The 26,250-nt window shown below is 67.2% G+C and carries 12 protein-coding genes and 1 CRISPR repeat array (1 of these 13 running past the window's edge); all 12 genes read left to right on the plus strand.

Annotated features, from left to right (window positions below; genetic code table 11):
• Positions 1–5: 5 nt before the first annotated feature.
• The 12 genes from ACTDI4_RS02735 (at position 6) to cas2 (ending at position 20,782) form a co-directional block, all read left to right on the plus strand.
• Complete coding sequence (locus ACTDI4_RS02735; protein ID WP_442839690.1) at positions 6–3,179, plus strand: efflux RND transporter permease subunit; 3,174 nt, start codon at positions 6–8, stop codon at positions 3,177–3,179.
• A 158-nt stretch (positions 3,180–3,337) separates the two neighbouring features.
• Entirely contained in the window at positions 3,338–4,735 is a 1,398-nt protein-coding gene (locus tag ACTDI4_RS02740) for an MdtA/MuxA family multidrug efflux RND transporter periplasmic adaptor subunit (protein WP_442839691.1), read from the plus strand.
• Complete coding sequence (locus tag ACTDI4_RS02745) at positions 4,732–7,854, plus strand: MdtB/MuxB family multidrug efflux RND transporter permease subunit (protein WP_442839692.1); 3,123 nt, start codon at positions 4,732–4,734, stop codon at positions 7,852–7,854. The genes ACTDI4_RS02740 and ACTDI4_RS02745 overlap by 4 nt, the downstream gene beginning before the upstream one ends.
• Complete coding sequence (locus ACTDI4_RS02750; RefSeq protein WP_442839693.1) at positions 7,851–11,111, plus strand: efflux RND transporter permease subunit; 3,261 nt, start codon at positions 7,851–7,853, stop codon at positions 11,109–11,111. The genes ACTDI4_RS02745 and ACTDI4_RS02750 overlap by 4 nt, the downstream gene beginning before the upstream one ends.
• Positions 11,112–11,341: 230 nt before the next feature.
• Entirely contained in the window at positions 11,342–12,808 is a 1,467-nt protein-coding gene (locus tag ACTDI4_RS02755; protein ID WP_442839694.1) for an efflux transporter outer membrane subunit, read from the plus strand.
• A 113-nt stretch (positions 12,809–12,921) separates the two neighbouring features.
• The gene (gene cas3 / locus ACTDI4_RS02760) at positions 12,922–15,243 is read left to right on the plus strand and encodes a CRISPR-associated helicase Cas3' (protein ID WP_442839695.1); all 2,322 of its coding nucleotides are present in this window, start codon (positions 12,922–12,924) and stop codon (positions 15,241–15,243) included.
• Positions 15,244–15,302: 59 nt separating this feature from the next.
• Positions 15,303–16,001, plus strand: coding sequence for a type I-C CRISPR-associated protein Cas5c (gene cas5c / locus ACTDI4_RS02765; protein WP_442839696.1), 699 nt, complete (start codon positions 15,303–15,305; stop codon positions 15,999–16,001).
• The gene (cas8c, locus tag ACTDI4_RS02770) at positions 15,998–17,773 is read left to right on the plus strand and encodes a type I-C CRISPR-associated protein Cas8c/Csd1 (protein WP_442839697.1); all 1,776 of its coding nucleotides are present in this window, start codon (positions 15,998–16,000) and stop codon (positions 17,771–17,773) included. Before cas5c ends, cas8c begins: the two co-directional genes overlap by 4 nt.
• Positions 17,770–18,723, plus strand: a complete 954-nt coding sequence (cas7c, locus tag ACTDI4_RS02775; RefSeq protein ID WP_442839698.1) for a type I-C CRISPR-associated protein Cas7/Csd2 — start codon at positions 17,770–17,772, stop codon at positions 18,721–18,723. Before cas8c ends, cas7c begins: the two co-directional genes overlap by 4 nt.
• A 4-nt stretch (positions 18,724–18,727) precedes the next feature.
• Positions 18,728–19,396: a CRISPR-associated protein Cas4 gene (cas4, locus tag ACTDI4_RS02780; RefSeq protein ID WP_442839699.1), complete on the plus strand. Its 669-nt coding sequence runs from the start codon at positions 18,728–18,730 to the stop codon at positions 19,394–19,396.
• Entirely contained in the window at positions 19,393–20,427 is a 1,035-nt protein-coding gene (cas1c, locus tag ACTDI4_RS02785; RefSeq protein ID WP_442839700.1) for a type I-C CRISPR-associated endonuclease Cas1c, read from the plus strand. The genes cas4 and cas1c overlap by 4 nt, the downstream gene beginning before the upstream one ends.
• A gap of 64 nt (positions 20,428–20,491) precedes the next feature.
• The gene (cas2, locus tag ACTDI4_RS02790; RefSeq protein WP_442839701.1) at positions 20,492–20,782 is read left to right on the plus strand and encodes a CRISPR-associated endonuclease Cas2; all 291 of its coding nucleotides are present in this window, start codon (positions 20,492–20,494) and stop codon (positions 20,780–20,782) included.
• A 218-nt stretch (positions 20,783–21,000) separates the two neighbouring features.
• Positions 21,001–26,250: a CRISPR direct-repeat array (repeat unit 32 nt; unit sequence GTCGCCCCCCACGCGGGGGCGCGGATCGAAAC) (it continues 1,828 nt past the right edge of the window).

The raw sequence follows: 26,250 nt of genomic DNA on the forward strand, positions 1-26,250 counted from the left end.
CGAACATGGCTGCGACAGGCGGTCTATCTTCTCCCTTCATCAAGCATCCGGTGGCGACCTCGCTCCTGATGGCGGGCATATTGCTGGTCGGAATGGCCGCCTATCCGCTGCTGCCGGTGGCGCCCCTGCCGCAGGTGGACTTCCCCACAATCCAGGTGTCGGCGCAACTGCCCGGCGCCAGCCCCAGCATCATGGCCTCGTCCGTGGCCCAGCCGCTCGAAACCGCCTTCGCGCAGATCGCGGACGTCGCCGAAATGACCTCGGTGAACACGCTCGGCTCCTCGCAGATCACCCTGCAGTTCAATCTCGGCCGCAACATCGACGGCGCTGCCAACGACGTGCAGGCCGCCATCAACTCCGCCTCCGGGCAATTGCCGGCAAATCTGCCGAGCCCGCCCACCTACCGCAAGGTCAATCCCGCGGATTCGCCCATCCTTTTGCTCTCGGCCACTTCGGACACGCTCCCGCTGACGACGGTCGACAACGAGGTGGAGACCAAGCTCGGCCAGCAGATCAGCCAGCTTCCGGGCGTCGCGCAGGTGCTTTACGGCGGGCAGCAGAAGCCGGCCATCCGCGTGCAGCTTGATCCGGACAAGCTGATCGCCAAGGGGCTGACGCTGGAGGACGTCCGCAACCAGCTCAGCGGCGTCACCGCCAACGACCCGACCGGCAACATAGACGGCCCCCTGCGCAGCTACACCATCTACACCAACGACCAGCTCACCGAGGCCGAGAAGTGGAACGACGTCATCGTCACCTATCAGAACGGCTCGCCCCTTTACGTGAAGGACATCGGCCGCGCGGTCAGCGGCCCCCAGGACAGCAAGCAGGCCGCCTGGGCCGACGGCAAGCGGGGCATCTTCCTCATCATCTTCAAGCAGCCCGGCGCGAATGTCATCGCCACGGTCGACAGCATCAAGGCCGAACTGCCACGCCTGACCGCGAGCATGCAGCCCGGCATCAAGATCGGGGTGCTGAGCGACCGCACCCAGACCATCCGCGCGGCGGTCCGCGACGTGCAGACCACGCTGCTGATCACCATCGTGCTCGTGGTCGCCGTCATCTTCGTGTTCCTGCGCAGCGTCCGTGCCACCGCCATTCCGAGCCTGACCGTGCCGCTTGCCCTGTTCGGGGCCTGCGGGGCGATGTGGATGGCGGGCTTCACCCTCGACAATCTGTCGCTCATGGCCCTGACCATCGCCGTCGGCTTCGTCGTCGACGACGCCATCGTCGTGCTCGAAAATATCCAGCGGCACGTGGACGACGGGATGACGCCGTTCGAGGCGGCCATGACGGGCGCCGGCGAGATCGGCTTCACTATCCTTTCCATCAGCCTTTCGCTGGTCGCCGTGCTGCTGCCGCTGCTGTTGATGAGCGGCATCATCGGACGGCTGTTCCGCGAGTTCTCGGTCACGCTGGCCATGACGATCCTGGTGTCCGCCTTCGTTTCGCTGACGCTGATCCCCATGCTGGCCTCGCGCTTCCTGCGTAGCGCGGAGACGGTCAGGCACGGCAGGCTCTACGCCCTGAGCGAACGCGGCTTCGACATGCTGGCAAGGGGCTATGAACGGGCCCTCGACATTGCCTTGCGCTTCCGCCTCGTCACGCTGTGCATCTTCATCGTGTCGGTGGCGCTGTCCGTCGCCCTGTTCGTCTGGATACCGAAGGGCTTCTTCCCCCAGCAGGACACGGGCCTCATCGTCGGCCAGGCGGAAGCCGCGCAGGACATCTCCTTCTCCCGGATGCTCGGGCGCCAGCAGGAACTGGGCGCCATCGTCCAGGCGGACCCGGACGTCGCCAGCGTCGCCATGGCCGTGGGCGGCGTCGGCAATTCGCTGAACAGCGGACGCGTCTTCATCACGCTGAAGCCGCGCGACGAACGCAAGGCGAGCGCCGACCAGATCATCCGCCGCCTGCAGCCCAAGCTGGCGAAGGTGGAAGGCGCGCATCTGTTCCTCCAGGCGGCGCAGGACGTGCGCGTGGGAGGCCGCGTGTCACGCACCCAGTACCAGATGAGCCTGACCAGCCCCGACATCGGGGCGCTGAACACCTGGTCGCCCAAGGTGCTGGCGAAGCTGCAATCGCTGCCGGACCTCGCCGGCGTCGCGTCGGACCAGCAGACGAACGGCACGACGCTGACGCTGACCGTCGACCGCGCCCAGGCGGAGCGCTACGGCATCCAGCCGGCGGTCGTCGACAACACGCTCGACGACGCCTTCGGCCAGCGCCAGATCGCGCAGTATTTCACCCAGCTTTCGAGCTACTACGTCATCATGGAGGTGCTGCCCTCGCTCCAGGGCGACATCGCCACCCTGAACAAGCTCTATGTCAGGTCCGCAAGCGGCGCGGACGTGCCGCTGTCGGTGCTTGCGCATTGGACCACGGTGCCTGTCCAGCCGCTGCAGATCAGTCACCAGAGCCAGTTCCCTTCCGTCACCATCAGCTTCAACCTCGCGGCGGGCGTTTCGATCGGCGACGCCACGAACACGATCACGCGCGCCTTGCACGCGATGAACCTGCCTGCGACGATCAACTTCGGTTTCGAGGGTACCGCGCAGGCTTTCCAGCAGTCGCTGACCACCGTGCCGCTGCTGCTGGTGGGCGCCCTGGTCATGGTGTACCTGATCCTCGGCATCCTCTACGAAAGCTACATCCATCCGCTGACCATCCTGTCGACGCTGCCGTCAGCCGGCATTGGCGCGCTGGCGACCCTGATGCTGCTGGGCTACGACTTCAGCCTGATCGCGCTGATCGCCGTCATCCTCCTGATCGGCATCGTCAAGAAGAACGGCATCATGATGGTCGACTTCGCCATCGAGGGCGAACGCCGCGACAACCTGTCGAGCGAGGAGGCGATACGCCGTGCCGCCCTGATCCGCTTCCGGCCGATCATGATGACGACCATGGCCACCATGCTCGGCGCGGTCCCCCTGATGCTCGGCCATGGAACCGGTTCGGAGCTGCGGCAGCCGCTGGGCTTCGCCATGTTCGGCGGGCTTGCCGTCAGCCAGGCTCTCACCCTGTTCACCACGCCGGTGGTCTACCTCTATCTCGACCGCCTTGCGGGCCGGTTCGCCAGGAAACGCCGGCCCGATGCCGCTTCGATCGGCGACGCGGCGGTGCCGGCGCTTCCCGCCGGCGGCGCCGATCCCGGCGGCGTGCGCGGGATCGATCCGTGAAGGGAGGCGGTCGCGAGGCGATGTATCCTGCCGACGGGACTTCGCAGGCCGGTGCCCGCCGAATGGCGCGACTCGCGACCCAACCTTTCCAAGTCTTAATTCGACTTGGTCCGGTTTTGGCCATACAAATTCGCCTGCAGCGAGCTTGAAGGACCGTCATGGACAAGCACCTGAAAGCTGCCAAGCCAAGGACCGCCGGACGGCCGCGGCTGGAAGAGCCGCAGGCCGAGCGCCGGCGGATCGAGGGCCCGCAGTTCGAGCCGTCTCCCCTCGACAGGCCCGCTGCCGGGCAGCGGCGCGCGCGCGGCTGGGTCGCCTGGGCGATATTCCTGCTGGTCGTGGCGGCGGTCGGGGCCTATCTGTGGCAACGCCCGCTGGCCACGGGTCAGGCGCCGCAGGAACGGCGCATGATGCAGCCGAGCTCCATCGGCGTCGCGACCGTCGCGACCGGCGACATGAACGTGACGCTCGACGCGCTCGGCACCGTCACCTCGCTCGCGACGGTGACGGTGAAGTCGCAGATCAGCGGACAGCTCATCGAGGTCGACTTCAAGGAGGGCCAGGACGTCCGCAAGGGCGATCTTCTGGCCCAGATCGACCCCAGGCCCTATGAGGCGGCGCTGGCGCAGGCGCAGGGTGCGCTTGCCCGCGATCAGGCGCTTCTCCAGGGCGCGCAGGTCGATCTCAAGCGCTACCAGGGGCTCGCCGCGCAGAACGCGGTGCCGCGCCAGACCCTGGACACGCAGGTGGCCCTCGTGGCGCAGTACCAGGGCACGGTCGAGGCCGACAAGGCGGCCGTCCAGGCGGCGACGGTGAATCTGGCCTATTGCCGCATCCTGGCCCCGGTGGACGGGCGTGCTGGCCTGCGGCAGGTCGATACCGGCAACTACGTCACGCCGGGCGACGCCGCCGGCATCGTCGTCATCACCCAGATCCAGCCGATCAGCGTTCTCTTCAGCATTCCCGAGGACGAGCTGCAGGCGGTGGCACAGCGGCTCGGCCAGGGCGCAACGCTGCCCGTGACCGCCTATGACCGCACCGGCGACAGCAAGCTCGCCGACGGCCGGCTGGAGAGCTTCGACAGCCAGATCGACCCCACCACCGGCACGATCAGGCTCAGGGCGAGCTTCGGCAACGAGGAGCGTCTTCTCTATCCAAACCAGTTCGTCAACGTGGAATTGCTTGTCGACCAGCACAAGGATGTGGCGACCGTGCCGACGGCTGCCGTCCAGCGCGGGCAACCCGGCACTTTCGCCTATGTCGTCAACTCCGACAGTACAGTCTCCGTGCGCAAGATCGACCTCGGCGTCACCAATGGCGACCGCGTCGAGGTACGCTCCGGATTGAGCGCGGGCGAGCGTGTGGTGGTCGACGGAGCCGACAAGCTGCGTGATGGGGCCACGGTCAATGTCCGGGATGCGGACCAGGGCCAGGCGGGGACGCAACAGCCGGCCTCGCCGGCGGCGCGACAGGGCCAGCCCGGAGCGCCGCCGAAGCATGGCGGCCAGCATCGCCGTCCCGATGCCGGGCAGGCGCAACCCGCTGGACAGCAATGAACCCGTCGCGCGCCTTCATCCTGAGGCCGGTGGCGACGACGCTCCTGATGGTGGCCGTCATGCTTTCGGGCGTGCTGGCCTTCCAGTTCCTGCCCGTTTCGGCCCTGCCCGAGGTCGACTATCCGACCATCCAGGTGCAGACCTTCTATCCCGGCGCGAGCCCGGATGTCATGACGTCCTCGGTCACCGCGCCGCTGGAGGTGCAACTCGGCCAGATCGCCAACCTCAACCAGATGAACTCGGTGAGCTCGGCCGGCGCTTCCGTCATCACGCTGCAGTTCAGCCTGGCGATCTCGCTCGACGTGGCCGAGCAGGAAGTGCAGGCGGCGATCAATGCCGCCGGCAACCTGCTGCCGGCGGACCTGCCCGCGCCGCCGATCTACGCCAAGGTCAATCCGGCCGATGCGCCGGTGCTGACGCTCGGGCTGACCTCCGAGACCCTGCCGCTGCGCGAGGTGCAGCAGCTTGCCGACACCCGGCTCGCCCAGAAGATCTCGCAGCTTGCCGGCGTCGGCCTGGTGACGCTGAGCGGCGGCCAGCGCCCGGCCGTGCGCGTCCAGACCGATCCGCGCAAGCTCGCCGCCTACGGCCTCAACATCGACGATCTGCGCACCACGCTGGGCAACGCCAACGTCAACACGCCGAAGGGCAGCTTCGACGGCCCTTCGCGCGCCTACACGATCAACTCCAACGACCAGCTAAGCAGCGCCGACCAGTATCTATCGCTGATCGTGGCTTACAAGGACGGCGCTCCGGTGCGGCTGAGCGACGTAGGCACCGTGGTCAGCGGCGCCGAGAACGACAAGCTCGGCGCCTGGATGAACGCTACGCCCGCCATCATCATGAACATCCAGCGTCAGCCCGGCGCCAATGTCATCGACGTGGTGGACCGCATCAAGGCGCTGCTGCCGCAGCTCCAGGCGTCGCTGCCCGCATCCATCGACGTCAAGGTGCTGACCGACCGCACCACCACCATCCGCGCCTCGGTGCGCGACGTCGAATACGAACTGTCCCTGGCGGTGGTGCTCGTGGTGCTGGTCATCTTCGTCTTCCTGCGCAGCGCGCGCGCGACGCTGATCCCGAGCCTTTCCGTGCCGCTGTCGCTGGTGGGTACGCTGGGCGTCATGTACCTGTTCGGCTACAGCCTCGACAATCTGTCGCTGATGGCGCTCACCATCGCCACCGGCTTCGTGGTCGACGACGCGATCGTGGTCATCGAGAACATCGCCCGCTTCATCGAGCAAGGCTACTCGCCGCAGGAGGCCGCGCTCAAGGGGTCGGAGCAGATCGGCTTCACCATCATATCGCTGACGGTCTCGCTGATTGCCGTGCTCATCCCGCTCCTGTTCATGGGCGACGTGGTCGGCCGCCTCTTCCGCGAATTCTCCATCACGCTGGCCACCACCATCCTGATCTCGGCCGTGGTCTCGCTGACGCTGGTGCCGATGGCCTGCGCCAGGCTGCTCAAGCCCGTATCGGACGTTCACGAGAACGCTTTCCAGCGCGCCAGCCACGACTTCTTCGAATGGGTGATCCGCGGCTACGGACGCGCGCTCGACTGGGTGCTCGACCGGCAGCAACTGATGCTGATGGCGGCCGTGACCACGCTGTTGCTGACGGCGGTGCTTTATGTCGTGATCCCGAAAGGCTTCTTCCCGGTGCAGGACACCGGCGTCATCCAGGCCATCACCGAGGCGCCGCAGTCGGTTTCCTACAGTTCGATGGCCGCGCGGCAGCAGGAACTGGCCGCCATCGTGCTGAAGGACCCCGACGTGGAAAGCCTGTCGTCCTTCATCGGCGTGGACGGCACCAACATGACGCTCAATGTCGGGCGCATGCTGATCAACCTGAAGCCGCACGACCAGCGCGGCGCCGACATCGCAACGGTGATCGGGCGGCTGAAGCAGGCCGCCGCCGGCCTTTCCGGCATCACGCTCTACATGCAGCCCGTGCAGGACCTGACCATAGACGGCACGGTCAGCCGCACGCAGTATCAATTCGTTCTCCAGGATGCCAACGCGGACGAGCTGGCGGAATGGACGCCGAAGCTGGTCGACAAGCTGAACACGCTGCCGCAACTCGCCGACGTGGCCAGCGACCTCGCCGACAGCGGGCTCGCCGCCTTTATCGACATCGACCGCGACCAGGCGGCGCGCTTCGGCATCACGCCCGCCACGGTTGACAACGCGCTCTACGATGCGTTCGGCCAGCGCATCGTGTCCACCATCTTCACCACCTCGAGCCAGTACCGCGTCGTCCTGGAGGCGGTTCCCGCCCTGCAGGGCTCGCTGCAGTCGCTGAACTCGATCTATCTGCCCTCTTCCACCGGCGGGGCGCCCATACCATTACCGGTGGTGGCCAGGGTCCATGTCGGCACCGCCCCGCTTCAGGTCACGCATATGGGGCAGTTTCCCGCAACGACCGTCTCGTTCAACCTGGCGCCCGGCGCGTCGCTCGGCGAGGCGGTCGCCGCCATCGGCCAGGCCCAGGCCGGGATCGGCATGCCGCTCAGCGTCATCACCAGCTTCCAGGGCGCGGCGCGCGCCTTCCAGTCCTCGCTCGGCAACCAGCTTTTCCTGGTGCTGGCGGCGGTGGTGACGGTCTACATCGTGCTCGGCGTCCTCTACGAGAGCTTCGTCCACCCGATCACCATCCTGTCCACCCTGCCCTCGGCCGGCATCGGCGCCCTGCTGGCGCTCATGTTCGCCGGAGAGGACCTCACCGTCATCTCCATCATCGGCATCATCCTTCTGATCGGCATCGTGAAGAAGAACGCCATCATGATGATCGACTTCGCGCTGGAAGCGCAGCGGGAGGAGGGATTGCCGCCGCGCGCCGCCATTCATCGGGCCTGTTTGCTGCGCTTCCGACCGATCCTGATGACGACGCTGGCGGCGATCCTGGGCGCGCTGCCGCTGATGCTGGGCACCGGCGTCGGCTCCGAGTTGAGGCATCCGCTGGGCGTCGCCATCGTCGGGGGCCTGCTGCTTTCACAGTTGCTGACGCTGTTCACGACGCCGGTCATCTATCTGTGGCTCGACCGACTTTCGCACAGGCTGGGGAGCGCGCGGATCGACAGGCCGCAAGGGCGCGGTGCGGGCGCGGGCGCGGTGCCATGAACCTTTCGGTCCCCTTCATCAGGCGCCCGGTGGCGACGACGCTGCTGACCTTCGGCGTGCTGATGGCGGGGCTGGTGGCCTTCCCCCTTCTGCCGGTGGCGCCGCTGCCGGCGGTGGACTATCCGGTCATATCGGTCCAGGCGACGCTGCCGGGCGCGAGCCCCGAGGTGGTGGCGCAGACGGTGGCGAGCCCCCTGGAACGGCATCTCGGCCAGATCGCGGACGTGAACGAGATGACCTCGTCGAGCAGCGTCGGCTCGGCCCGCATCACGCTGCAATTCGGCCTCGACCGGGATATCGACGGCGCCGCGCGCGACGTGCAGGCCGCCATCAACGCCGCGCGCGCGGACCTGCCGACCAGCCTGCGCTCCAACCCGACCTATCGGAAGGTCAATCCGGCGGACGCGCCGATCCTGATCCTTGCGCTGACTTCGGACACGCTGTCCAAGGGCCAGCTTTTCGATGCCGCCAGCACGGTGCTGGCGCAGAAGCTGTCGCAGGTCGACGGCATCGGCGAGGTGACGGTCGGCGGCAGCTCGCTTCCGGCCGTGCGGGTCGAACTGGTGCCCCAGGCGCTCTACAATTACGGCATCGGGCTGGAGGACGTGCGCGCCGCGCTCGCCTCCGCCAACGCGCACAGCCCCAAGGGCGCCGTCAACGTCGGCGACCAGCGCTACCAGATCTACGCCAACGACCAGGCGACGGCCGCCAGGGACTATCGATCGCTGATCGTGGCCTACCGCAACGGCGCCCCGGTTCGCCTGACGGATGTCGGGGAGGTCACGGATTCGGTGGAGAACATCCGCAATGCCGGCCTCGCCAACGGCAAGCCCGCCGTGCTCATCATCCTCAACAGGTCGCCCAACGCCAACATCATAGCGACCGTGGACCGGGTGAAGGCGCTGCTGCCGACATTGCGCGCCTCCATCTCGCCGGCCATAGACCTGACGCTGGCCTCAGACCGTTCCACCACCATCCGTGCCTCGCTGCAGGAGGTGGAGCAGGCGCTGATGATCGCCATCGGCCTCGTCATCCTGGTGGTGTTCGCCTTCCTGCGCAACGTGCGCTCCACGCTGGTGCCGATCGTTGCGGTACCGGTTTCGCTGGTGGGCACGCTGGGCGTCATGTACCTGCTCGGCTTCAGCATCGACAACCTGTCGCTGATGGCGCTCACGATCGCCACCGGCTTCGTGGTGGACGATGCCATCGTCGTGCTGGAGAACATCTCCCGGCACGTCTCCTCCGGCATGCCGCCCTTGCAGGCCGCGATCAAGGGAGCCGCGGAAGTCGGCTTCACCGTACTCGCCATGAGCATCTCGCTGATCGCCGTTTTCATTCCGATCCTGCTCATGGGCGGCATCATCGGCCGACTGTTCCGCGAGTTCGCCGTCACGCTTTCCGCCGCCATACTGGTTTCGCTGGTCGTATCGCTGACGACCACGCCGATGATGTGCTCCATCCTGCTGCGCTCCGAACGGGACAGGCGGCACGGCAGGCTCTACCGCCTCAGCGAAGGCGTGTTCGATGCCATGCTTGCCGGCTACAGGCGCTCGCTTTCCTGGGCGCTCGGCCATCCGCGCCTGATCCTGGCGATACTGGCGGCAACGCTGTGCCTGAACTTCTATCTCTACGTCGCCATCCCGAAAGGCTTCTTCCCGCAGCAGGACACCGGGCGGCTCGTCGGCTCCATCCAGGCCGACCAGGCGATCTCGTTCCAGCTCATGTCCCAGAAGCTCGGCCAGTTCGCCGGTATCGTCAGCCGCGACCCGGCCGTGGGGACGGCCGTCGGCTTCACCGGCGGCGGGCAGACCAATTCGGGCTTCATGTTCGTTTCCCTGAAGCCGCTATCCGAACGCAAGATCTCGGCCGACCAGGTGATCGGGCGGCTGCGGCGGGAACTGTCCGTCGTCTCGGGGGCGACCCTGTTCCTGCAGTCCGTGCAGGACATCCGCGTCGGCGGGCGGCAGTCCAACGCGCAGTATCAATACACCTTGCAGGGAGACACGTTCGACGAGCTGGTCGAGTGGGCGCCAAAGCTCGCCGCCGCGCTGCAGACCGATCCGCGGCTCACCGACGTCAACAGCGACCAGCAGAACAAGGGCCTGCAGGCCGATGTCGACATCGACCGCGATGCGGCCTCGCGCTTCGGCATCACGGTCGGCCAGATCGACAACACCCTATACGACGCTTTCGGGCAGCGGCAGGTCTCGACCATCTATGTGGCGCGCAACCAGTACCACGTGGTCATGGAGGTGGCGCCGCAATATTGGCAGAGCCCGGAGACGCTGAAGCAGGTCTATGTCAGCACCGCGGGCGGCTCGGTGGGCGGCTCGCAGGCGAGCAACGCGGTGGCCGGCACGTTCGTGTCGCCGGGCCAGTCCGCCAGCGCGGCCGCCATCGCGGCGGACGCCGCGCGCAACCAGGCGAACAATTCGATCGCCAGCACGGGCAGGACGGCCGCCTCGACGGGTTCGGCGGTCAGCACGGGCGTCGAGACCATGGTGCCGCTTGCCGCCGTCGCCCGATACGGGCCCGGCAGCACGCCGCTCGCCATCAACCATCAGGGGCTGTTCGTCGCCACCACCATATCGTTCAACCTCGCGCCGGGCATGGCGCTGAGCGACGCGGTCGCCGCCATCGGCCAGGCGTCGGACCGCATCGGGCTGCCGGGCTCCATCCATGGCACCTTCGCCGGCACGGCGAAGGTTTTCGAGGATTCGCTGTCCGACCAGCCGATGCTCATCCTGGCCGCGCTGATCGCGGTCTATGCGGTTCTGGGCATCCTCTACGAAAGCTATGCCCATCCCCTCACCATCCTGTCGACCCTGCCTTCAGCCGGGGTGGGAGCGCTGTTGGCGCTGACGGCGACCGGCATCGAATTCAGCATCATGGCGCTGATCGGCGTCATCCTGCTCATCGGCATCGTGAAGAAGAACGCCATCATGATGATCGACTTCGCACTCGATGCCGAGCGCAACGGCCATCTGCCGCCGCGCGAGGCCATCTTCCAGGCCTGCCTGCTGCGCTTCCGGCCGATCATGATGACGACGCTGGCAGCGATGCTCGGCGCCGTGCCGCTGGCGCTGGGCCTCGGCGAAGGCGGCGAGATCCGACAGCCGCTCGGCATCGCGATCGTCGGCGGTCTGATACTGAGCCAGATGCTCACGCTCTACACGACGCCGGTCATCTATCTCTATGTCGATCATCTGCGCCTTTGGCTCAGGGGATCGCGGCCACAGGCGCAGCCGGCAGAATGACCGGGGCGGACGCTCGATTGCGTTCCGTCGCGGCCCGACGCCGCGAACTCCCCGACAATCTCGGCGCATGACGGCCGGATGATGGCCGGATGACGGCCGGATGACGGCCAGATGACGGATTGACTCGGCATGCATGAAGCTGTCACGCTGCAACCGCTTCAAGGTAAGCCCTCGGGCACACGGAGAGGGGCGCTTACCATCCTGGAACTTCTGAGCTTGGTTGGCGCGGTATGCGTTGTGTTGCTCGCGGTTCGGTTCATGCCACTCGCGCAAATGGCAGGTGGCCGTTCGGCCGTATCCTGGCCGTCTGCCTGACGGGGCTGGGCCTCTCCGGCTGCATTCTCGGCACGGAACATCCCGACGCGGCGCTCGAGGTGCCGGCCGCCTACGGGGCCGGGCCGCGCCATCCCGACGCCGCCGTCCCGGCGCTGGACTGGTGGCAGGGATTCCGCTCGAAGGAACTTACCGGCCTTATCGAGCAGGCGCAGATCTCCAACCTCGACATCGCCGTGGCGGTGGCGCAGATCATACAGGCGGACGCGCAGGCCGGCATAGCGGGCGCGCCGCTGCTGCCCAGCCTGACCGGAGGGGCCTCGGCCGAGCGGATACGCCAACAGGCGACGGTGGGAGGCGGAGCCTCCGTATTCTCGCAGTACAATCTCGGGCTGACGGCGAGCTACATGCTCGATTTCTGGGGCAAGAACCGCGCGACCTTGTTCGCGGCCGAAAAGAATGCCCTGGCCAGCCGCTACAACCACGAGGTCGTCGCGCTCAGCACCGTCGTTTCAGTCGCCAACACCTATTTCCAGATACTTGCCGCGCAGGACGAGCTGAAGGTCGCCCGCAGCAACCTCGCCGCGTCGACCCGTATCCTCAACCTGATCCAGAAGCAGTTCGCTGCCGGAACGGCTTCGCAGCTCGACGTCTCGCAGCAGGCCGCGCTGGTGGCCCAGGTCCGGGCCTCGATCCCGCCGCTCGAGGTGACGCGCCGGCAGAACATCGCCGCCCTTGCGGTGCTGGTGGCGCGCGCGCCCGCCGATTTCAAGGTGAACGGTCCGAGCCTGTCGCGCATATCGGTGCCGCGCGTGACGCCCGGCCTGCCGTCCGAACTGCTGGTGCGGCGGCCGGATATCCGGCAGGCGGAAGCGCAGCTCGCCGCGTCCAATTTCAGCGTCGAGTCGGCCCGGGCGGCCTTCCTGCCGCAGATCGGGCTGACCGGCACGACAGGCTACCAGAGCGCGGCGCTGTCTTCGCTGTTCGCGCCCGGCGCCTGGTACTACACGCTCGCCGCCAGCCTGACGCAGCCGATCTTCGACGGCTTTCTGCTGAAGAGCGAACTCAAGCAGGCGAGAGGCGTGCAGCTTCAATTCCTGCAATCCTACCGCAAGGCGGTGCTGTCGGCGTTCGGCGACGTGGAAATGGCGCTCGTCGCGCTTGAGCAGACCACGATCCAGTTGCGGCTGCAGGGCGACGTGGTGGCCAATTCGCGCAAGGCCTTCGAGGTGGCCGAGGCGCAGTTGAACGGAGGCACCGTCAATCTCATCAGCGTCCTCCAGGCCGAGCAGACCCTGTTCACCGCCGAATCGACGCTGGTCCAGGTCCGGTTGAACCGGCTGCTGGCGGAGACCAGCCTGTTCCAGGCACTCGGCGGCGGCTGGAACAAGCCGGAGCTGCAGACGGCCTCGGCAACGCAATAGAGCCTTTCATTTGCAGACGCGGAATCCGCACGGGTTCCCTGCTTCCGTGAACCGCCCGTCCTTGTCCGGAGCGGCCTTCCATGCCACCATCGGTTGGCGTTGGGGGGGGTGACATGCAACCGGGGCAGAACGGGCAAGCGCAGGCGCGGCCGGCCTATTATGCGCATTCGGGGACGCCGGGCGATTGCAGCGACTGGCAGGGCCTGCCGGAGCATCTGATCGAGACGGCCGGTCTGGCGGCCCGGTTCGCCGAGGTCTTCGGCCTGGAAAAGGCCGCCTCCGCGGCCGGCCTGTTCCACGATCTGGGCAAATACGATCCCGAATTCCAGCGCCGGCTGACGGGCGCGGACATCCGCGTCGATCACTCCACCGCCGGAGCGGCCATCCTTCAGCAACTGGCCAGGGACGGAAGCCCCTTCGACGTGCTGATGGCGGAGATCATTTCCTACGCGATCTTGGGCCACCACGCCGGACTGCCCGACAGGAGGACGGCCGAGCCTTCCTGCTTCGAGGAGCGTTGCCGGCGTTTCACGGACAGCCTCGATCCGGCCTGGCGCGACGAGATCGCGCCCGACCTTGCCGGCCTGCTGCCGGAGCGGATGCTCAAGGCCATAGGCGTCGGCAACCGGCATGTGGCCTTCGACATGTCGGTCATCGCGCGCTTCCTGTTCTCCTGCCTGGTGGACGCGGATTTCAAGAACACCGAAGAGTTCTATGCCAAATTGGAGAACCGGCAGGTGGACCGCGAATGGCCTGCCCTGGGCGATCTGCTGCCGGATTATCTGTCCCGCTTCGACACCCATATGGCCGGCCTGCCGCGCGACGGCGAGTTGAACCCGCTGCGCCGCGACATACTTGCCCACGTGCGCGCCGGCGCGGCGCTGGCGCCCGGCCTGTTCACGCTGACCGTGCCGACCGGCGGCGGCAAGACGCTCGCCTCGCTCGGCTTTGCGCTGGACCATGCCAAAGCGCATGGCCTGCGCCGCATCATCTACGCCATACCCTTCACGTCGATCATCGATCAGACGGCGACGGTTTTCCGCAAGGTGCTGGGCGGCGAGCACATATTGGAGCACCATTCGGCGATCGAGGAAGACGAGGCGGCGGCGCGCCGCGGCCAGCGGGATTTTCCCACCAGCCGCGACAAGCTGCGGCTCGCCATGGAGGACTGGGCGGCCCCGGTCGTCGTCACCACCAACGTGCAGCTTTTCGAAAGCCTGTTCGCGGCCAGGACCTCTCGCGCCCGCAAGCTGCACAACATCGCCGGCTCCATCATTATATTGGACGAGGCCCAGACCCTGCCGCGCCATCTGCTGAAGCCTGCGGTGCGCATGCTGGATACGCTGGCGCGCCTGTTTGGCTGCACCATCGTGCTGTGCACGGCCACGCAGCCGGCGCTGGGCAAGGACGGTGAGGACGGGGGACAGGGCTTTCCGGACGGGCTCGACCTCGAAGGCCGCGAACTCGCCCCCGATCCGCGTGGCCTTGCCTCCCGGCTTCGCCGTGCCCGCATCGAGCGCGTCGGCGAGATGAGCAACGAGGCGCTGGTGGCGGCCATGCGGCCGCTGCCGCAAGCGCTGGTGATCGTCAACAGCCGCCGGCATGCGCTGGAGCTTTACAGGCAGGCGAAGGAAGCAGGACTGGACGGGCTGGTGCATCTGACCACGCGGCAATGCGCGGCGCACCGGCGCGGGATCCTGGACGACGCGCGCCACAGGCTGAAGGACGGGCTGGCCTGCCGCCTCATCGCCACCAGCCTGATCGAAGCCGGCGTCGACGTGGATTTTCCGCGCGTCTGGCGCGCGGAAGCGGGCTGGGACCAGATCACGCAGGCAGCGGGCCGTTGCAATCGAGAAGGCCGGCGGCCGCTGGAAGACAGCATCGTCAGCGTCTTTGCCGCGCCGGACTATCCGCCGCCGCGCGAGATCAAATCCCTGGTGGAGGATACGGTCCGGGCCCTCGACGCGCATCAGGGCGACATCCAGACGCTCGAGGCCATGCGCAGCTTCTACGGCGAGGTCTACTGGCGCATGGCCGAGCGGCTGGACCGCGAGGGCATAGTGGACGCCCTGAAGCTGGATGGCCGGGAAACGAATTTCGCCTTCCGTGATGTTGCGCAGAAATTCCGCATGATCGAAAGCAATATGGAAGCGGTGATCGTGCCTTTCGATGACAAGGCAATAAAAGCGGTGGATGATCTTCCTTTCGAGCGGATTCCGTCTGGCCTTATCGCCCGCAAGTTGCAGACTTACATTGTGCAGGTTCCGGCGAGGGCCAGGGAGTTGCTGATCCGTTGCGGACATGTGGCATTCGAATGCCCTCAGCAGCGCGGGGATCAGTTTGCCGTGCTTCGCACGCAGAACCTGTACGACCCGGAGGTGGGGCTTCTGTGGGAGACGCCGGAATATCTGGCTTTGGAGGACACGATCGTTTGATCGCGCACGGATAGCGCAGAAAAAGGCGCACCGGTCGCGCATCGGCAGGGCGGGGGGGAATGGCCTACGGTATCCGGTTGAAGGTGTGGGGGGACCATGCCTGCTTCACGCGTCCCGAGATGAAGGTGGAGCGCGTCTCCTATGAGGTGATGACGCCGTCGGCCGCGCGGGGCATTCTGGAGGCGATCCACTGGAAGCCGGCGATCCGCTGGGTGGTCGACGAAATCCATGTGCTGGAGACGCCGCGTTTTCAGTCGATCCGGCGCAACGAGGTCGGCTCCAAGGTGCCCGCCGGCAAGGTCAAGGGCGCCATGAAGCGCGGCGATCTCGGCGGCTTGCAGCTTCTGGTCGACGAGGACCGGCAGCAGCGTGCCTCGACCGTTCTGGTGAGGCCCGCCTATGTCATAGCCGCACATTTCGAGCTGACCACGAAGGCCGATGCCGGAGATAATGAAGGCAAACATCTCGACACCTTCAACCGCCGGGCAGGGCGCGGCCAGTGTTTCCACCAGCCCTGTCTCGGCACGCGCGAATTCGCGGCAAGCTTCGAGCTGATCGAGCCGGGAGAGCCGACGCCGCAGGCGCCGCAGGAACAGCGGGGCAGGGACCTCGGCTTCGGCGAACCGCGCGATCTCGGCTTTATGCTATGGGACATCGACCACCAGGCCAGGGGCAGGCCCTCCATGGTGTTTCGCGCGACACTGCGCGATGGCGTGGTGCGGGTGCCGCCGCCGGGTTCGCCGGAGGTGCGCAGATGAGCATTCTCGCCTCGCTGGTGCGTGCCTATGAACGCCTGCCCGAAGCGCCGCCCTTTGGCTATTCGGTCCAGAATATAGGTGTCATCGTCGGTCTGAACCCGGACGGCTCGGTGGCCGGCGTCACCGACTGGCGCGTCGGCGAGGGAAAGAAGCGTAATCCGCGCCCGATGCTGGTGCCGCAGCCGGTGAAGAGGGCTTCCAACGTTACACCAAACTTCCTGTGGGACAAAACAGCCTATACGCTTGGTGTGACGTCAGGGGAGGGGAAGCGGACGGCTCGAGAACATGCCGCCTTCAAGGAACGCCACGAAAAGGAACTGGTCGGAACGGACGATCCCGGGCTGAATGCCCTGCTGCTGTTTCTGCGTCAGTGGACGCCCGAGCAATTCGCCGAGCCGCTGTGGAACGACGAGTTCCAAGACCAGAATGTCGCCTTCGTCCTGGAGGCGGACCGCCGCCGGAATCTATGGCTGCATGATCGGCCGGCGGCCAAGGCGCTGTGGTCGCGTCTGTCGGGTGGCGGCGGCGAACTTTCCCAGGTTTGTCTGGTGACCGGCGATGCAGCGCCGGTCGCACGGCTGCATCCGGCGATCAAGGGTGTATGGGGCGGCCAGTCTTCGGGCGGCTCCATCGTATCGTTCAATCTGGACGCCTTCACTTCCTATGGCCACGAGCAGGGCGACAACGCCCCGGTCTCCGAGGCTGCCGCCTTCGCCTACACCACCGCGCTCAACCGCTTTCTCGAACGGGACAGCGGACATCGCATCCAGATCGGCGATGCCTCGACGGTATTCTGGGCCGACGCGTCGGAGGCCGAGGTCGCCAAGGAAGCGGAGGCGCTGTTCACCGCCATGTTCGGCGGCGAGACGGTCGACGAAACAGCCGAAGCCAAGAAAATCGGCATCCTTCTGGAACAGCTTAAAAAAGGCGAGCCGCTCGAGACACTGGACTCGAGGCTGGAAGACGGCGTGCGCTTCCACGTGCTCGGCCTTGCGCCCAACGCGGCGCGCATCTCGATCCGCTTCCACTACGACAATGATTTCCGCGAGCTGGCGCGGAATTATCAACGCTTCGTCCAGGACATGCACGTCGAGCCCTCTTGGCGTGAGGCCTACCCGCCTTTGTGGCGGTATCTGGTGGAGACGGCAGTGCTGGGCAAGCGCGAAAACGTGCCGCCCAATCTGGCCGGCGAGTGGATGCGCGCCATTCTGGGCGGCATGGCCTATCCGCTCACCTTGCTGTCGGCCGTGCTGTCGCGCATCCGCGCCGACGGCGACATCAATGGCCTGCGAGCTGCCATCTTGCGTGCCGTTCTGGTGCGCAATTTCCGCATGAAACCCGATCATGGAGACAAAACCAGGGAGGCTCCCGTGTCACTGGACCCGGAGAACAGGAACAAGGGCTACCTGCTCGGGCGGCTGTTCGCCGTCTATGAGCAGGCGCAATACGCAGCGCTGGGCCGCAACGTGAATGCGACTATCAAGGACAAGTTCTACGGTTCGGCATCGGCCACGCCGCGTAGCGTCTTTTCTCTGCTCGAGCGCGGTTGCGCCAACCATCTTTCCAAGGTCGGCAAGGAGCGGCCCGGCCAGCGTGTGAATCTGGAGAAGGCGATCGGCGGCATCATGGAGCTGATGTCGCCGGGCGACGATCCTTTCCCGGCATCGCTGGGCTCGGCCGAGCAGGCGATGTTCGGGCTCGGCTACTACCATCAACGCGCAGAGGCTTTCCGCAAGCGCGATACGGCAGGTTCGGAGGAGGCCGCAGAATGACCACGATTGCCAACCGCTACGACTTCGTTCTCCTGTTCGACGTTGCCAAGGGCAATCCCAACGGAGACCCCGACGCCGGCAACCTGCCGCGCCTGGACCCCGAAACCAATCATGGGCTGGTTTCGGACGTGAGCCTGAAACGCAAGGTGCGAAATTATGTCGATCTGGCACGCTCCGGCGTCGACGGCCACCACATCTATGTCGAAGAGGGAGCTATCCTCAACGACAAGCATCGCCAGGCCTACAAGGCGCTGCGCCCGGATGACCCCAAGGTCGAAAAGGACGCGAAGCTCAATCCGAAGGACGACGCCGAAGCACGGCAACTTCGCGACTTCATGTGCAGGAATTTCTTCGACGTGCGGACCTTCGGTGCGGTCATGTCGACGGGCATCAATGCCGGGCAGGTGCGGGGCCCGGTACAGATGACCTTCGCCAACTCCGTCGAGCCGATCCTGCCGCAGGAAATCTCCATCACGCGCATGGCCGCTACCAACGAGGCCGAGAAGAAACAGCGCGCCGAGGGTAGCGAAGAGGGCAATGAGCGCGTGGACAACCGCACCATGGGGCGCAAATATATCGTTCCCTACGCGCTCTATCGCGCGCATGGTTTCGTCTCCGCCAAGCTTGCGGAGCGCACGGGTTTTACCGACGCGGACCTTGAACTCCTGTTCGAAGCCCTGTGCAGCATGTTCGAACACGACCGTTCGGCCGCACGCGGCGAGATGGCAACTCGCCGGCTGGTCGTCTTCAAGCACAGCAACGCACTGGGCAATACGCCGTCGCACGCCCTGTTCGAGCGCATCCGGATCGGCCGCAGCATCGACGGGGAGTTCCGTCAGATCGATGGCCGCATGGACAACTACCCGCCTGCCCGCGCCTTCTCCGACTATGCGGTCACCATCGACCGCGACAACCTGCCGGACGGGGTGGAAATCATCCAGAAGTGCTGACGCCATGCCGGCCGGCGATCCGGCGCAGCCGGAGAGCGAACCCTTCCCGCTTTCCGCGCTCCAGCACGCGGTCTATTGCCTGCGGCAGGCGGCTCTGATCCATGTCGAGCGCGCCTGGGCCGACAACCGCTTCACGGCGGAAGGCCACGTCCTGCATACGGTCGCCGACAAAGGCGGCTCGCGCAGGGCGCGTGGCGTGCGCCGGGTTCTGGCCCTGCCCTTGGCTTCGGCGCGGCTGGGCGTCGCCGGCACCGCCGATCTGGTGGAATTCCACCCGCAGCCGGACGGGAGCGAAGTGCCCTATCCGGTGGAATACAAGCGCGGCAAGCCGAAGCTGCATCGCGCCGACGAAGTGCAGCTTTGCGCGCAGGCGCTGTGCCTGGAGGAGATGACCGGCATGGCCGTGCCGGAAGGCGCGTTGTTCTACGGCGAGACCAAGCGGCGCGTCGTCGTGCCGTTCGATGCGGACCTGCGCCGTCTGACGCAGGAAACCGCCGCGGCCTTCGCCGAGGTCTTTGCCGCCGGCACGACGCCGCTGCCGACGACGCGGCGCGAACGCTGCCGCGCCTGCTCGCTGAAGGATCTGTGCCGCCCCGAGGTCGTGGCGCGGCCGGTCATCGCCTGGCGCGCGCGCATGGTGGCACGCCTTGCCGCCGAGGAGGCCGCGTCGTGAGGAAGCTGCTCAACACCGTCTATGTGACCACCGAAGGCGCGGCGCTGCGCAAGGATGGCGAAAATCTTGTCGCCGAGGTGGAGGGGCAGGAGCGGGCGCGCGTGCCGCTGCACATGCTGGCCTCGGTCGTTGCCTTCGGGCCGATCCTGGTTTCGCCGGCGCTGGTGGCGGCCTGCGCTTCAGCCGGCATCTCGATCGCGCTCATGGAGCGCAACGGCCGGTTCCAGGCGCGTATCGAGGGGCCCACCACCGGCAACGTGCTGCTGAGACGCGCGCAGTATCGCGCCTCCGACCGGCCGGAAGGAATCGTGCGCTCGCTGGTGGCGGGCAAGGTGGCCAATCAGCGCTCCGTTCTGATGCGGGCGCTGCGCGACTATGGCCAGGACATGTCGGCCGATGATCGTGCGGCGATCGCGGCTGCCGTGGAGCGGCTGGCCCATATCATGCGGCGCGCGGAACTGGCCGACGAGGAGGTGGACCGGCTGCGCGGCTCGGAGGGGGAGGCGGCCAACCTCTATTTCTCCGTGTTCGACCACCTCATCCGCGCGCCGGACGCGGCCATGCGCTGGACGGCGCGCTCGCGCCGGCCGCCGCTCGATCCCGTCAACGCGCTGCTGTCCTTTCTCTACACGCTGCTGGCGCATGACTGCCGCAGCGCCTGCGAAAGCGTGGGGCTCGACCCCTCGGTCGGCTTCCTCCACCGCGACCGGCCGGGCCGGCCGAGCCTGGCGCTCGACCTGATGGAGGAATTGCGGCCGGTGCTGGCGGACAGGCTGGCACTGTCGCTGATCAACCGGCGCCAGCTCCGCGCCCGCGACTTCGAAACGCAGGAAAGCGGCGCGGTGCTGCTGGGAGAAGAGGCGCGCAGGACGGTGCTTGCCGCCTGGCAGGAGCGCAAGCGCGAAGAGCGCCAGCATCCGTTTCTGGAGGAGAAGGCGCCGCTCGGCCTGGTGCCTTACCTGCAGGCGCAATTGCTGGCGCGTCATCTGCGCGGCGATCTCGACGCCTATCCGCCCTGGTTCTGGAAATAAGGCATGACACCGGAAAGTTGCGGTCTTTCGCACGGGATCACGCATCAACAAAGCGGCTGCCGCCATGCTTGTGCTCGTCACCTATGATGTCGCCACGTCCAGCGACAAGGGAGCTGCCCGGTTGCGGGCGGTGGCGAAGGCCTGTCGCGACTTCGGCCAGCGCGTGCAATATTCGGTGTTCGAGATCGAGGTCGATCCGGCGCAATGGACGCGGCTGAAGGCGCGTCTGGAATCCGCCATTGATCCCGCCACCGACAGCCTGCGCTATTACTATCTCGGTGCCAACTGGCAGCGGAAGGTCGAGCATGTGGGCGCAAAGCCGGCGGCGGATCTGGGCGGCACGCTGATCGTGTGAGCGCCCGCAGCGCCGTATGGGCGGCGCCCGGCCGGCCTGGCGCGAACCCCAAGCGTGCGGGCGGCGCCCGGCAGGTTCGCGCTGCGGCCAGTTCTTTGAAATCGTGAAAGAATTCCGCTGCTGGCAGGCGCGGCAGCGCAGGACGGCCACGCACATCCTGCCGATGCGCGCCTGCGAGCTTGTTTGACGAGCGCCATCAGCGGGTTAAAGGATAGACGGTCGCCCCCCACGCGGGGGCGCGGATCGAAACCGCCTGTTCCGGTTCGATGCACCCAGCGGCAATGTCGCCCCCCACGCGGGGGCGCGGATCGAAACTCGGCCTCCGAAAGCCCCTTGCGGACGAAACGTGGTCGCCCCCCACGCGGGGGCGCGGATCGAAACCTCGTCGACGAAGACGAGCGCCTGCGGATCAAGAACGTCGCCCCCCACGCGGGGGCGCGGATCGAAACACTCAAGGACCGCGGATTAAGGTGAAACCCAAATGTCGCCCCCCACGCGGGGGCGCGGATCGAAACTTAGCAATGATCAGATCGGGGCCTAGACCGGTCGCGTCGCCCCCCACGCGGGGGCGCGGATCGAAACTACGACACGTTGACCGAACTGAAGGACGCCGCGATGTCGCCCCCCACGCGGGGGCGCGGATCGAAACTTGCTGCCTGGAATGCGGCTGCGAAGTCGGAGAGTCGCCCCCCACGCGGGGGCGCGGATCGAAACAAGGCAAAGCTCGACTATTTCCGCGATGTCCGCGAGTCGCCCCCCACGCGGGGGCGCGGATCGAAACCTGAAGACCGAGCAGATCCGCGATCGACTGGCTTGTCGCCCCCCACGCGGGGGCGCGGATCGAAACTTGCGCAGGTTGTCGAGCGCCAGGTTGAGATGGTGTCGCCCCCCACGCGGGGGCGCGGATCGAAACTCCTGGCGCAAGGTAACGATCCGCCTGCGCGATCGGTCGCCCCCCACGCGGGGGCGCGGATCGAAACCAGCCATGGGCCGGCGAGCCGATCAACGGCATACGGTCGCCCCCCACGCGGGGGCGCGGATCGAAACAGCGGGCGACCGCCATGAGCCGGTACGAAAACGCCTGTCGCCCCCCACGCGGGGGCGCGGATCGAAACCGGTTCGATGCACCCAGCGGCAATCCCAAGATCGTGTCGCCCCCCACGCGGGGGCGCGGATCGAAACCGAACGCATGGATACGGGGCAATCCTACTACCAGCGTCGCCCCCCACGCGGGGGCGCGGATCGAAACCTCAGCTATCCTGCCGGCACGAATCGCCGGCAGAGTCGCCCCCCACGCGGGGGCGCGGATCGAAACTCTATGTCGAGGCTGCGTGGCGCCTGGCCGGGCGTCGCCCCCCACGCGGGGGCGCGGATCGAAACTATACGCGGGCGACGCAGGCATTCGACAAGTTCGGGTCGCCCCCCACGCGGGGGCGCGGATCGAAACTCCGGCGTTGTCACCGGCCGCGCGGAATACATCGTCGCCCCCCACGCGGGGGCGCGGATCGAAACATGGTGTCGGTGCCGGCCTTCGTCGACGGCGAGGCGTCGCCCCCCACGCGGGGGCGCGGATCGAAACCAGCCATGGGCCGGCGAGCCGATCAACGGCATACGTCGCCCCCCACGCGGGGGCGCGGATCGAAACATCGATCTCGATGCCGACGAAGGAACGGCCAAGCTGTCGCCCCCCACGCGGGGGCGCGGATCGAAACCCTCACTCCGAAGCGAATATCGCTAGAGGCGCAGCGTCGCCCCCCACGCGGGGGCGCGGATCGAAACAACCGGAGCCTCGATGCTGCGTTCGAGACGGCGCGGTCGCCCCCCACGCGGGGGCGCGGATCGAAACTTCGCGGTGGCCCGGTTCGATCCCGGAGCCAGCGTCGCCCCCCACGCGGGGGCGCGGATCGAAACTTCCTGCTGATCAGCAAGAAGAACGGCAAGTTAACGTCGCCCCCCACGCGGGGGCGCGGATCGAAACCTCCGCAGCGGCGCTTACCTAGAGCCGGAAAACTGGTCGCCCCCCACGCGGGGGCGCGGATCGAAACCGCACCTTCGCCGCGCTGGAATGGCGCTCGGCCGTGTCGCCCCCCACGCGGGGGCGCGGATCGAAACCTGCAGCAACTCAACGGCAATCCGTACAACGCCGTGTCGCCCCCCACGCGGGGGCGCGGATCGAAACAGCGCCAGACGCGCCTGCGCGGCCTGCGCCTGAGGTCGCCCCCCACGCGGGGGCGCGGATCGAAACCGGTGAAGAACGACGACCAGGCCGAGGCGGTTTGGTCGCCCCCCACGCGGGGGCGCGGATCGAAACTACTGCGTCCTCATCAGAGGATAGCAGAGAATCGTCGCCCCCCACGCGGGGGCGCGGATCGAAACAGGCTCCCATCTGGAGCGCCGCCGCGCTCTGTCGTCGCCCCCCACGCGGGGGCGCGGATCGAAACCCGATGCTGACCGGCAACGGCATCACGCCGCCAATGGTCGCCCCCCACGCGGGGGCGCGGATCGAAACGTGCCCGTAGAAGTGTCTGCACAGCCAGTAGTCAGTCGCCCCCCACGCGGGGGCGCGGATCGAAACATCGACAAGAGCGAGGTGAAACTCGCCGCCGATGGTCGCCCCCCACGCGGGGGCGCGGATCGAAACAGTTGGATCGACGCCAAGCCACCAGCCAATCTCGTCGCCCCCCACGCGGGGGCGCGGATCGAAACTGGATCGTTGGTGTTGAGTCGATCAAGGGCGCGAGTCGCCCCCCACGCGGGGGCGCGGATCGAAACGCGCGTGATCATCGATCAGACTAATCCGCAGGGTGTCGCCCCCCACGCGGGGGCGCGGATCGAAACCCGCTTCGTGCCTCTCCAACTTGGCCATAGCCTGCGTCGCCCCCCACGCGGGGGCGCGGATCGAAACATGGTGAACTGGAAATCGCCGGCCGTCTGGATCGTCGCCCCCCACGCGGGGGCGCGGATCGAAACACGCAGGCATTCGAGCCGGCGGACGCGCTCGGTGGTCGCCCCCCACGCGGGGGCGCGGATCGAAACTGCGACGGAACGTCGATAGTGGCAGACGCGAGCCAGTCGCCCCCCACGCGGGGGCGCGGATCGAAACGCGCGGATGCGATGCAGGGTGATGCCTAGGTGAACGTCGCCCCCCACGCGGGGGCGCGGATCGAAACTGCTGGCGGGTTGCGAGCCCGGCCATGAGTTTGCGTCGCCCCCCACGCGGGGGCGCGGATCGAAACACAATGCAAATAGACCACAACCCGAATGAACCGCCGGTCGCCCCCCACGCGGGGGCGCGGATCGAAACTTGGAATATCTTAGCCTGCGCCTCTGTCAGCTTGTCGCCCCCCACGCGGGGGCGCGGATCGAAACTATAAAGCCTTCGTCACGTCGGCCAACTTCATCAAGTCGCCCCCCACGCGGGGGCGCGGATCGAAACATCCTGAAGCGCGAGGAAATCGCCGCCGAACAGCAGTCGCCCCCCACGCGGGGGCGCGGATCGAAACCAGCCCCTCACCGGAGAGCGGGAATGACGAGGGCCGTCGCCCCCCACGCGGGGGCGCGGATCGAAACACGGCTATTCGCTCAAGCACGGGGCGGTGCCGGTCGTCGCCCCCCACGCGGGGGCGCGGATCGAAACGCGCTATTCTTGACTTGTTCCAAGGACAGAAGTTGTCGCCCCCCACGCGGGGGCGCGGATCGAAACTTGAGCGCTATCCAGGTATCCAGATCAGGGACGCGGGTCGCCCCCCACGCGGGGGCGCGGATCGAAACTTGCTCGAGGGGTCGAAGGTGAAGGCCGTGTCTGGTCGCCCCCCACGCGGGGGCGCGGATCGAAACGCTCACTCATCCAAATGCGACGGCGACAGAAAAGGTCGCCCCCCACGCGGGGGCGCGGATCGAAACGGCGCTGATAGACCAACTGCGCGAACTCGCTGCGCGTCGCCCCCCACGCGGGGGCGCGGATCGAAACTCATGGCGGGTGAGGCTGGGGCAAAGCTTGCCGGGTCGCCCCCCACGCGGGGGCGCGGATCGAAACGGCGGCCGGTTCACTCAAGGACCGCGTATTAAGGTGGTCGCCCCCCACGCGGGGGCGCGGATCGAAACCATCGCGATGCGGCCACCTATCAGGCGCGAATGGGTCGCCCCCCACGCGGGGGCGCGGATCGAAACCTCGATACTCAAGGAGAGGGCGGAACTGGCAGCGGGTCGCCCCCCACGCGGGGGCGCGGATCGAAACTCCGATCAGGAGATCGACGCCATCGGGGACTATGTCGCCCCCCACGCGGGGGCGCGGATCGAAACATCCCTGCAAGTCCGAGCAGGACGTCAAAAACCTCGTCGCCCCCCACGCGGGGGCGCGGATCGAAACGCCTTAGCATAGAGATTGCGCCCGGCCATGCGGTCGCCCCCCACGCGGGGGCGCGGATCGAAACCCGGATCTGACAGACGGCGAGAGAGCCTGGATGGAAGTCGCCCCCCACGCGGGGGCGCGGATCGAAACAAGTCTGCGGCAACCAAGCTTCTCGGCGATGCCTGGTCGCCCCCCACGCGGGGGCGCGGATCGAAACGCCCAACACAGAAGATCGGACATGCCGCTGGATGGTCGCCCCCCACGCGGGGGCGCGGATCGAAACTTTCCACCCGTTATATGAACGGTACTTGCGGCGAGTCGCCCCCCACGCGGGGGCGCGGATCGAAACCCGACCATCGGCGCGGGCTGGGATGCGACGACCGTCGCCCCCCACGCGGGGGCGCGGATCGAAACCGGCCCATCCGGGATGACGACGCGGGTAAACGTCGTCGCCCCCCACGCGGGGGCGCGGATCGAAACCCAAACGATTCTTTGGTCAGGGGCTTTCCATTCTCGTCGCCCCCCACGCGGGGGCGCGGATCGAAACCGCTCGGTCGCCAGCAACACCAAGGCAGGCGGGGGTCGCCCCCCACGCGGGGGCGCGGATCGAAACACGAACATCGGGGTGGCGTTCAAGATGCGCGACCGTCGCCCCCCACGCGGGGGCGCGGATCGAAACTGCCGCAAGGCCGCAGACGTGGGCGCCGAGACGTGTCGCCCCCCACGCGGGGGCGCGGATCGAAACACCAAGCCGCTCACTCCTGCGGCAACGGCCATCGTCGCCCCCCACGCGGGGGCGCGGATCGAAACAACCCTGATGGCGGGATTTCGTTTACGAAGATTTGTCGCCCCCCACGCGGGGGCGCGGATCGAAACTGATCCAAGCTGCGGGTTGCCGGGGCCACCGTGACGTCGCCCCCCACGCGGGGGCGCGGATCGAAACGTCGTCAAGGACGTGCTGACCTACGAGCGGTTCACGTCGCCCCCCACGCGGGGGCGCGGATCGAAACTTCGCTGAATAGTCTTCCTTCTTATCCTTGCCCGGGTCGCCCCCCACGCGGGGGCGCGGATCGAAACCTTTACAGGACGCGGCATCATACACCGCCTTTCGGTCGCC

This window comes from Mesorhizobium sp. PUT5 (assembly GCF_052216645.1).
Classification (GTDB): domain Bacteria; phylum Pseudomonadota; class Alphaproteobacteria; order Rhizobiales; family Rhizobiaceae; genus Mesorhizobium.

Excerpts from the sequence above, each read along its gene's own strand:
- ACTDI4_RS02735 (WP_442839690.1), top strand. The coding sequence starts at position 6 with ATGGCTGCGACAGGCGGTCTATCTTCTCCCTTCATCAAGCATCCGGTG.
- ACTDI4_RS02740 (WP_442839691.1), top strand. The coding sequence starts at position 3,338 with ATGGACAAGCACCTGAAAGCTGCCAAGCCAAGGACCGCCGGACGGCCG.
- ACTDI4_RS02745 (WP_442839692.1), top strand. The coding sequence starts at position 4,732 with ATGAACCCGTCGCGCGCCTTCATCCTGAGGCCGGTGGCGACGACGCTC.
- ACTDI4_RS02750 (WP_442839693.1), top strand. The coding sequence starts at position 7,851 with ATGAACCTTTCGGTCCCCTTCATCAGGCGCCCGGTGGCGACGACGCTG.
- ACTDI4_RS02755 (WP_442839694.1), top strand. The coding sequence starts at position 11,342 with ATGCGTTGTGTTGCTCGCGGTTCGGTTCATGCCACTCGCGCAAATGGC.
- cas3 (WP_442839695.1), top strand. The coding sequence starts at position 12,922 with ATGCAACCGGGGCAGAACGGGCAAGCGCAGGCGCGGCCGGCCTATTAT.
- cas5c (WP_442839696.1), top strand. The coding sequence starts at position 15,303 with ATGGCCTACGGTATCCGGTTGAAGGTGTGGGGGGACCATGCCTGCTTC.
- cas8c (WP_442839697.1), top strand. The coding sequence starts at position 15,998 with ATGAGCATTCTCGCCTCGCTGGTGCGTGCCTATGAACGCCTGCCCGAA.
- cas7c (WP_442839698.1), top strand. The coding sequence starts at position 17,770 with ATGACCACGATTGCCAACCGCTACGACTTCGTTCTCCTGTTCGACGTT.
- cas4 (WP_442839699.1), top strand. The coding sequence starts at position 18,728 with ATGCCGGCCGGCGATCCGGCGCAGCCGGAGAGCGAACCCTTCCCGCTT.
- cas2 (WP_442839701.1), top strand. The coding sequence starts at position 20,492 with ATGCTTGTGCTCGTCACCTATGATGTCGCCACGTCCAGCGACAAGGGA.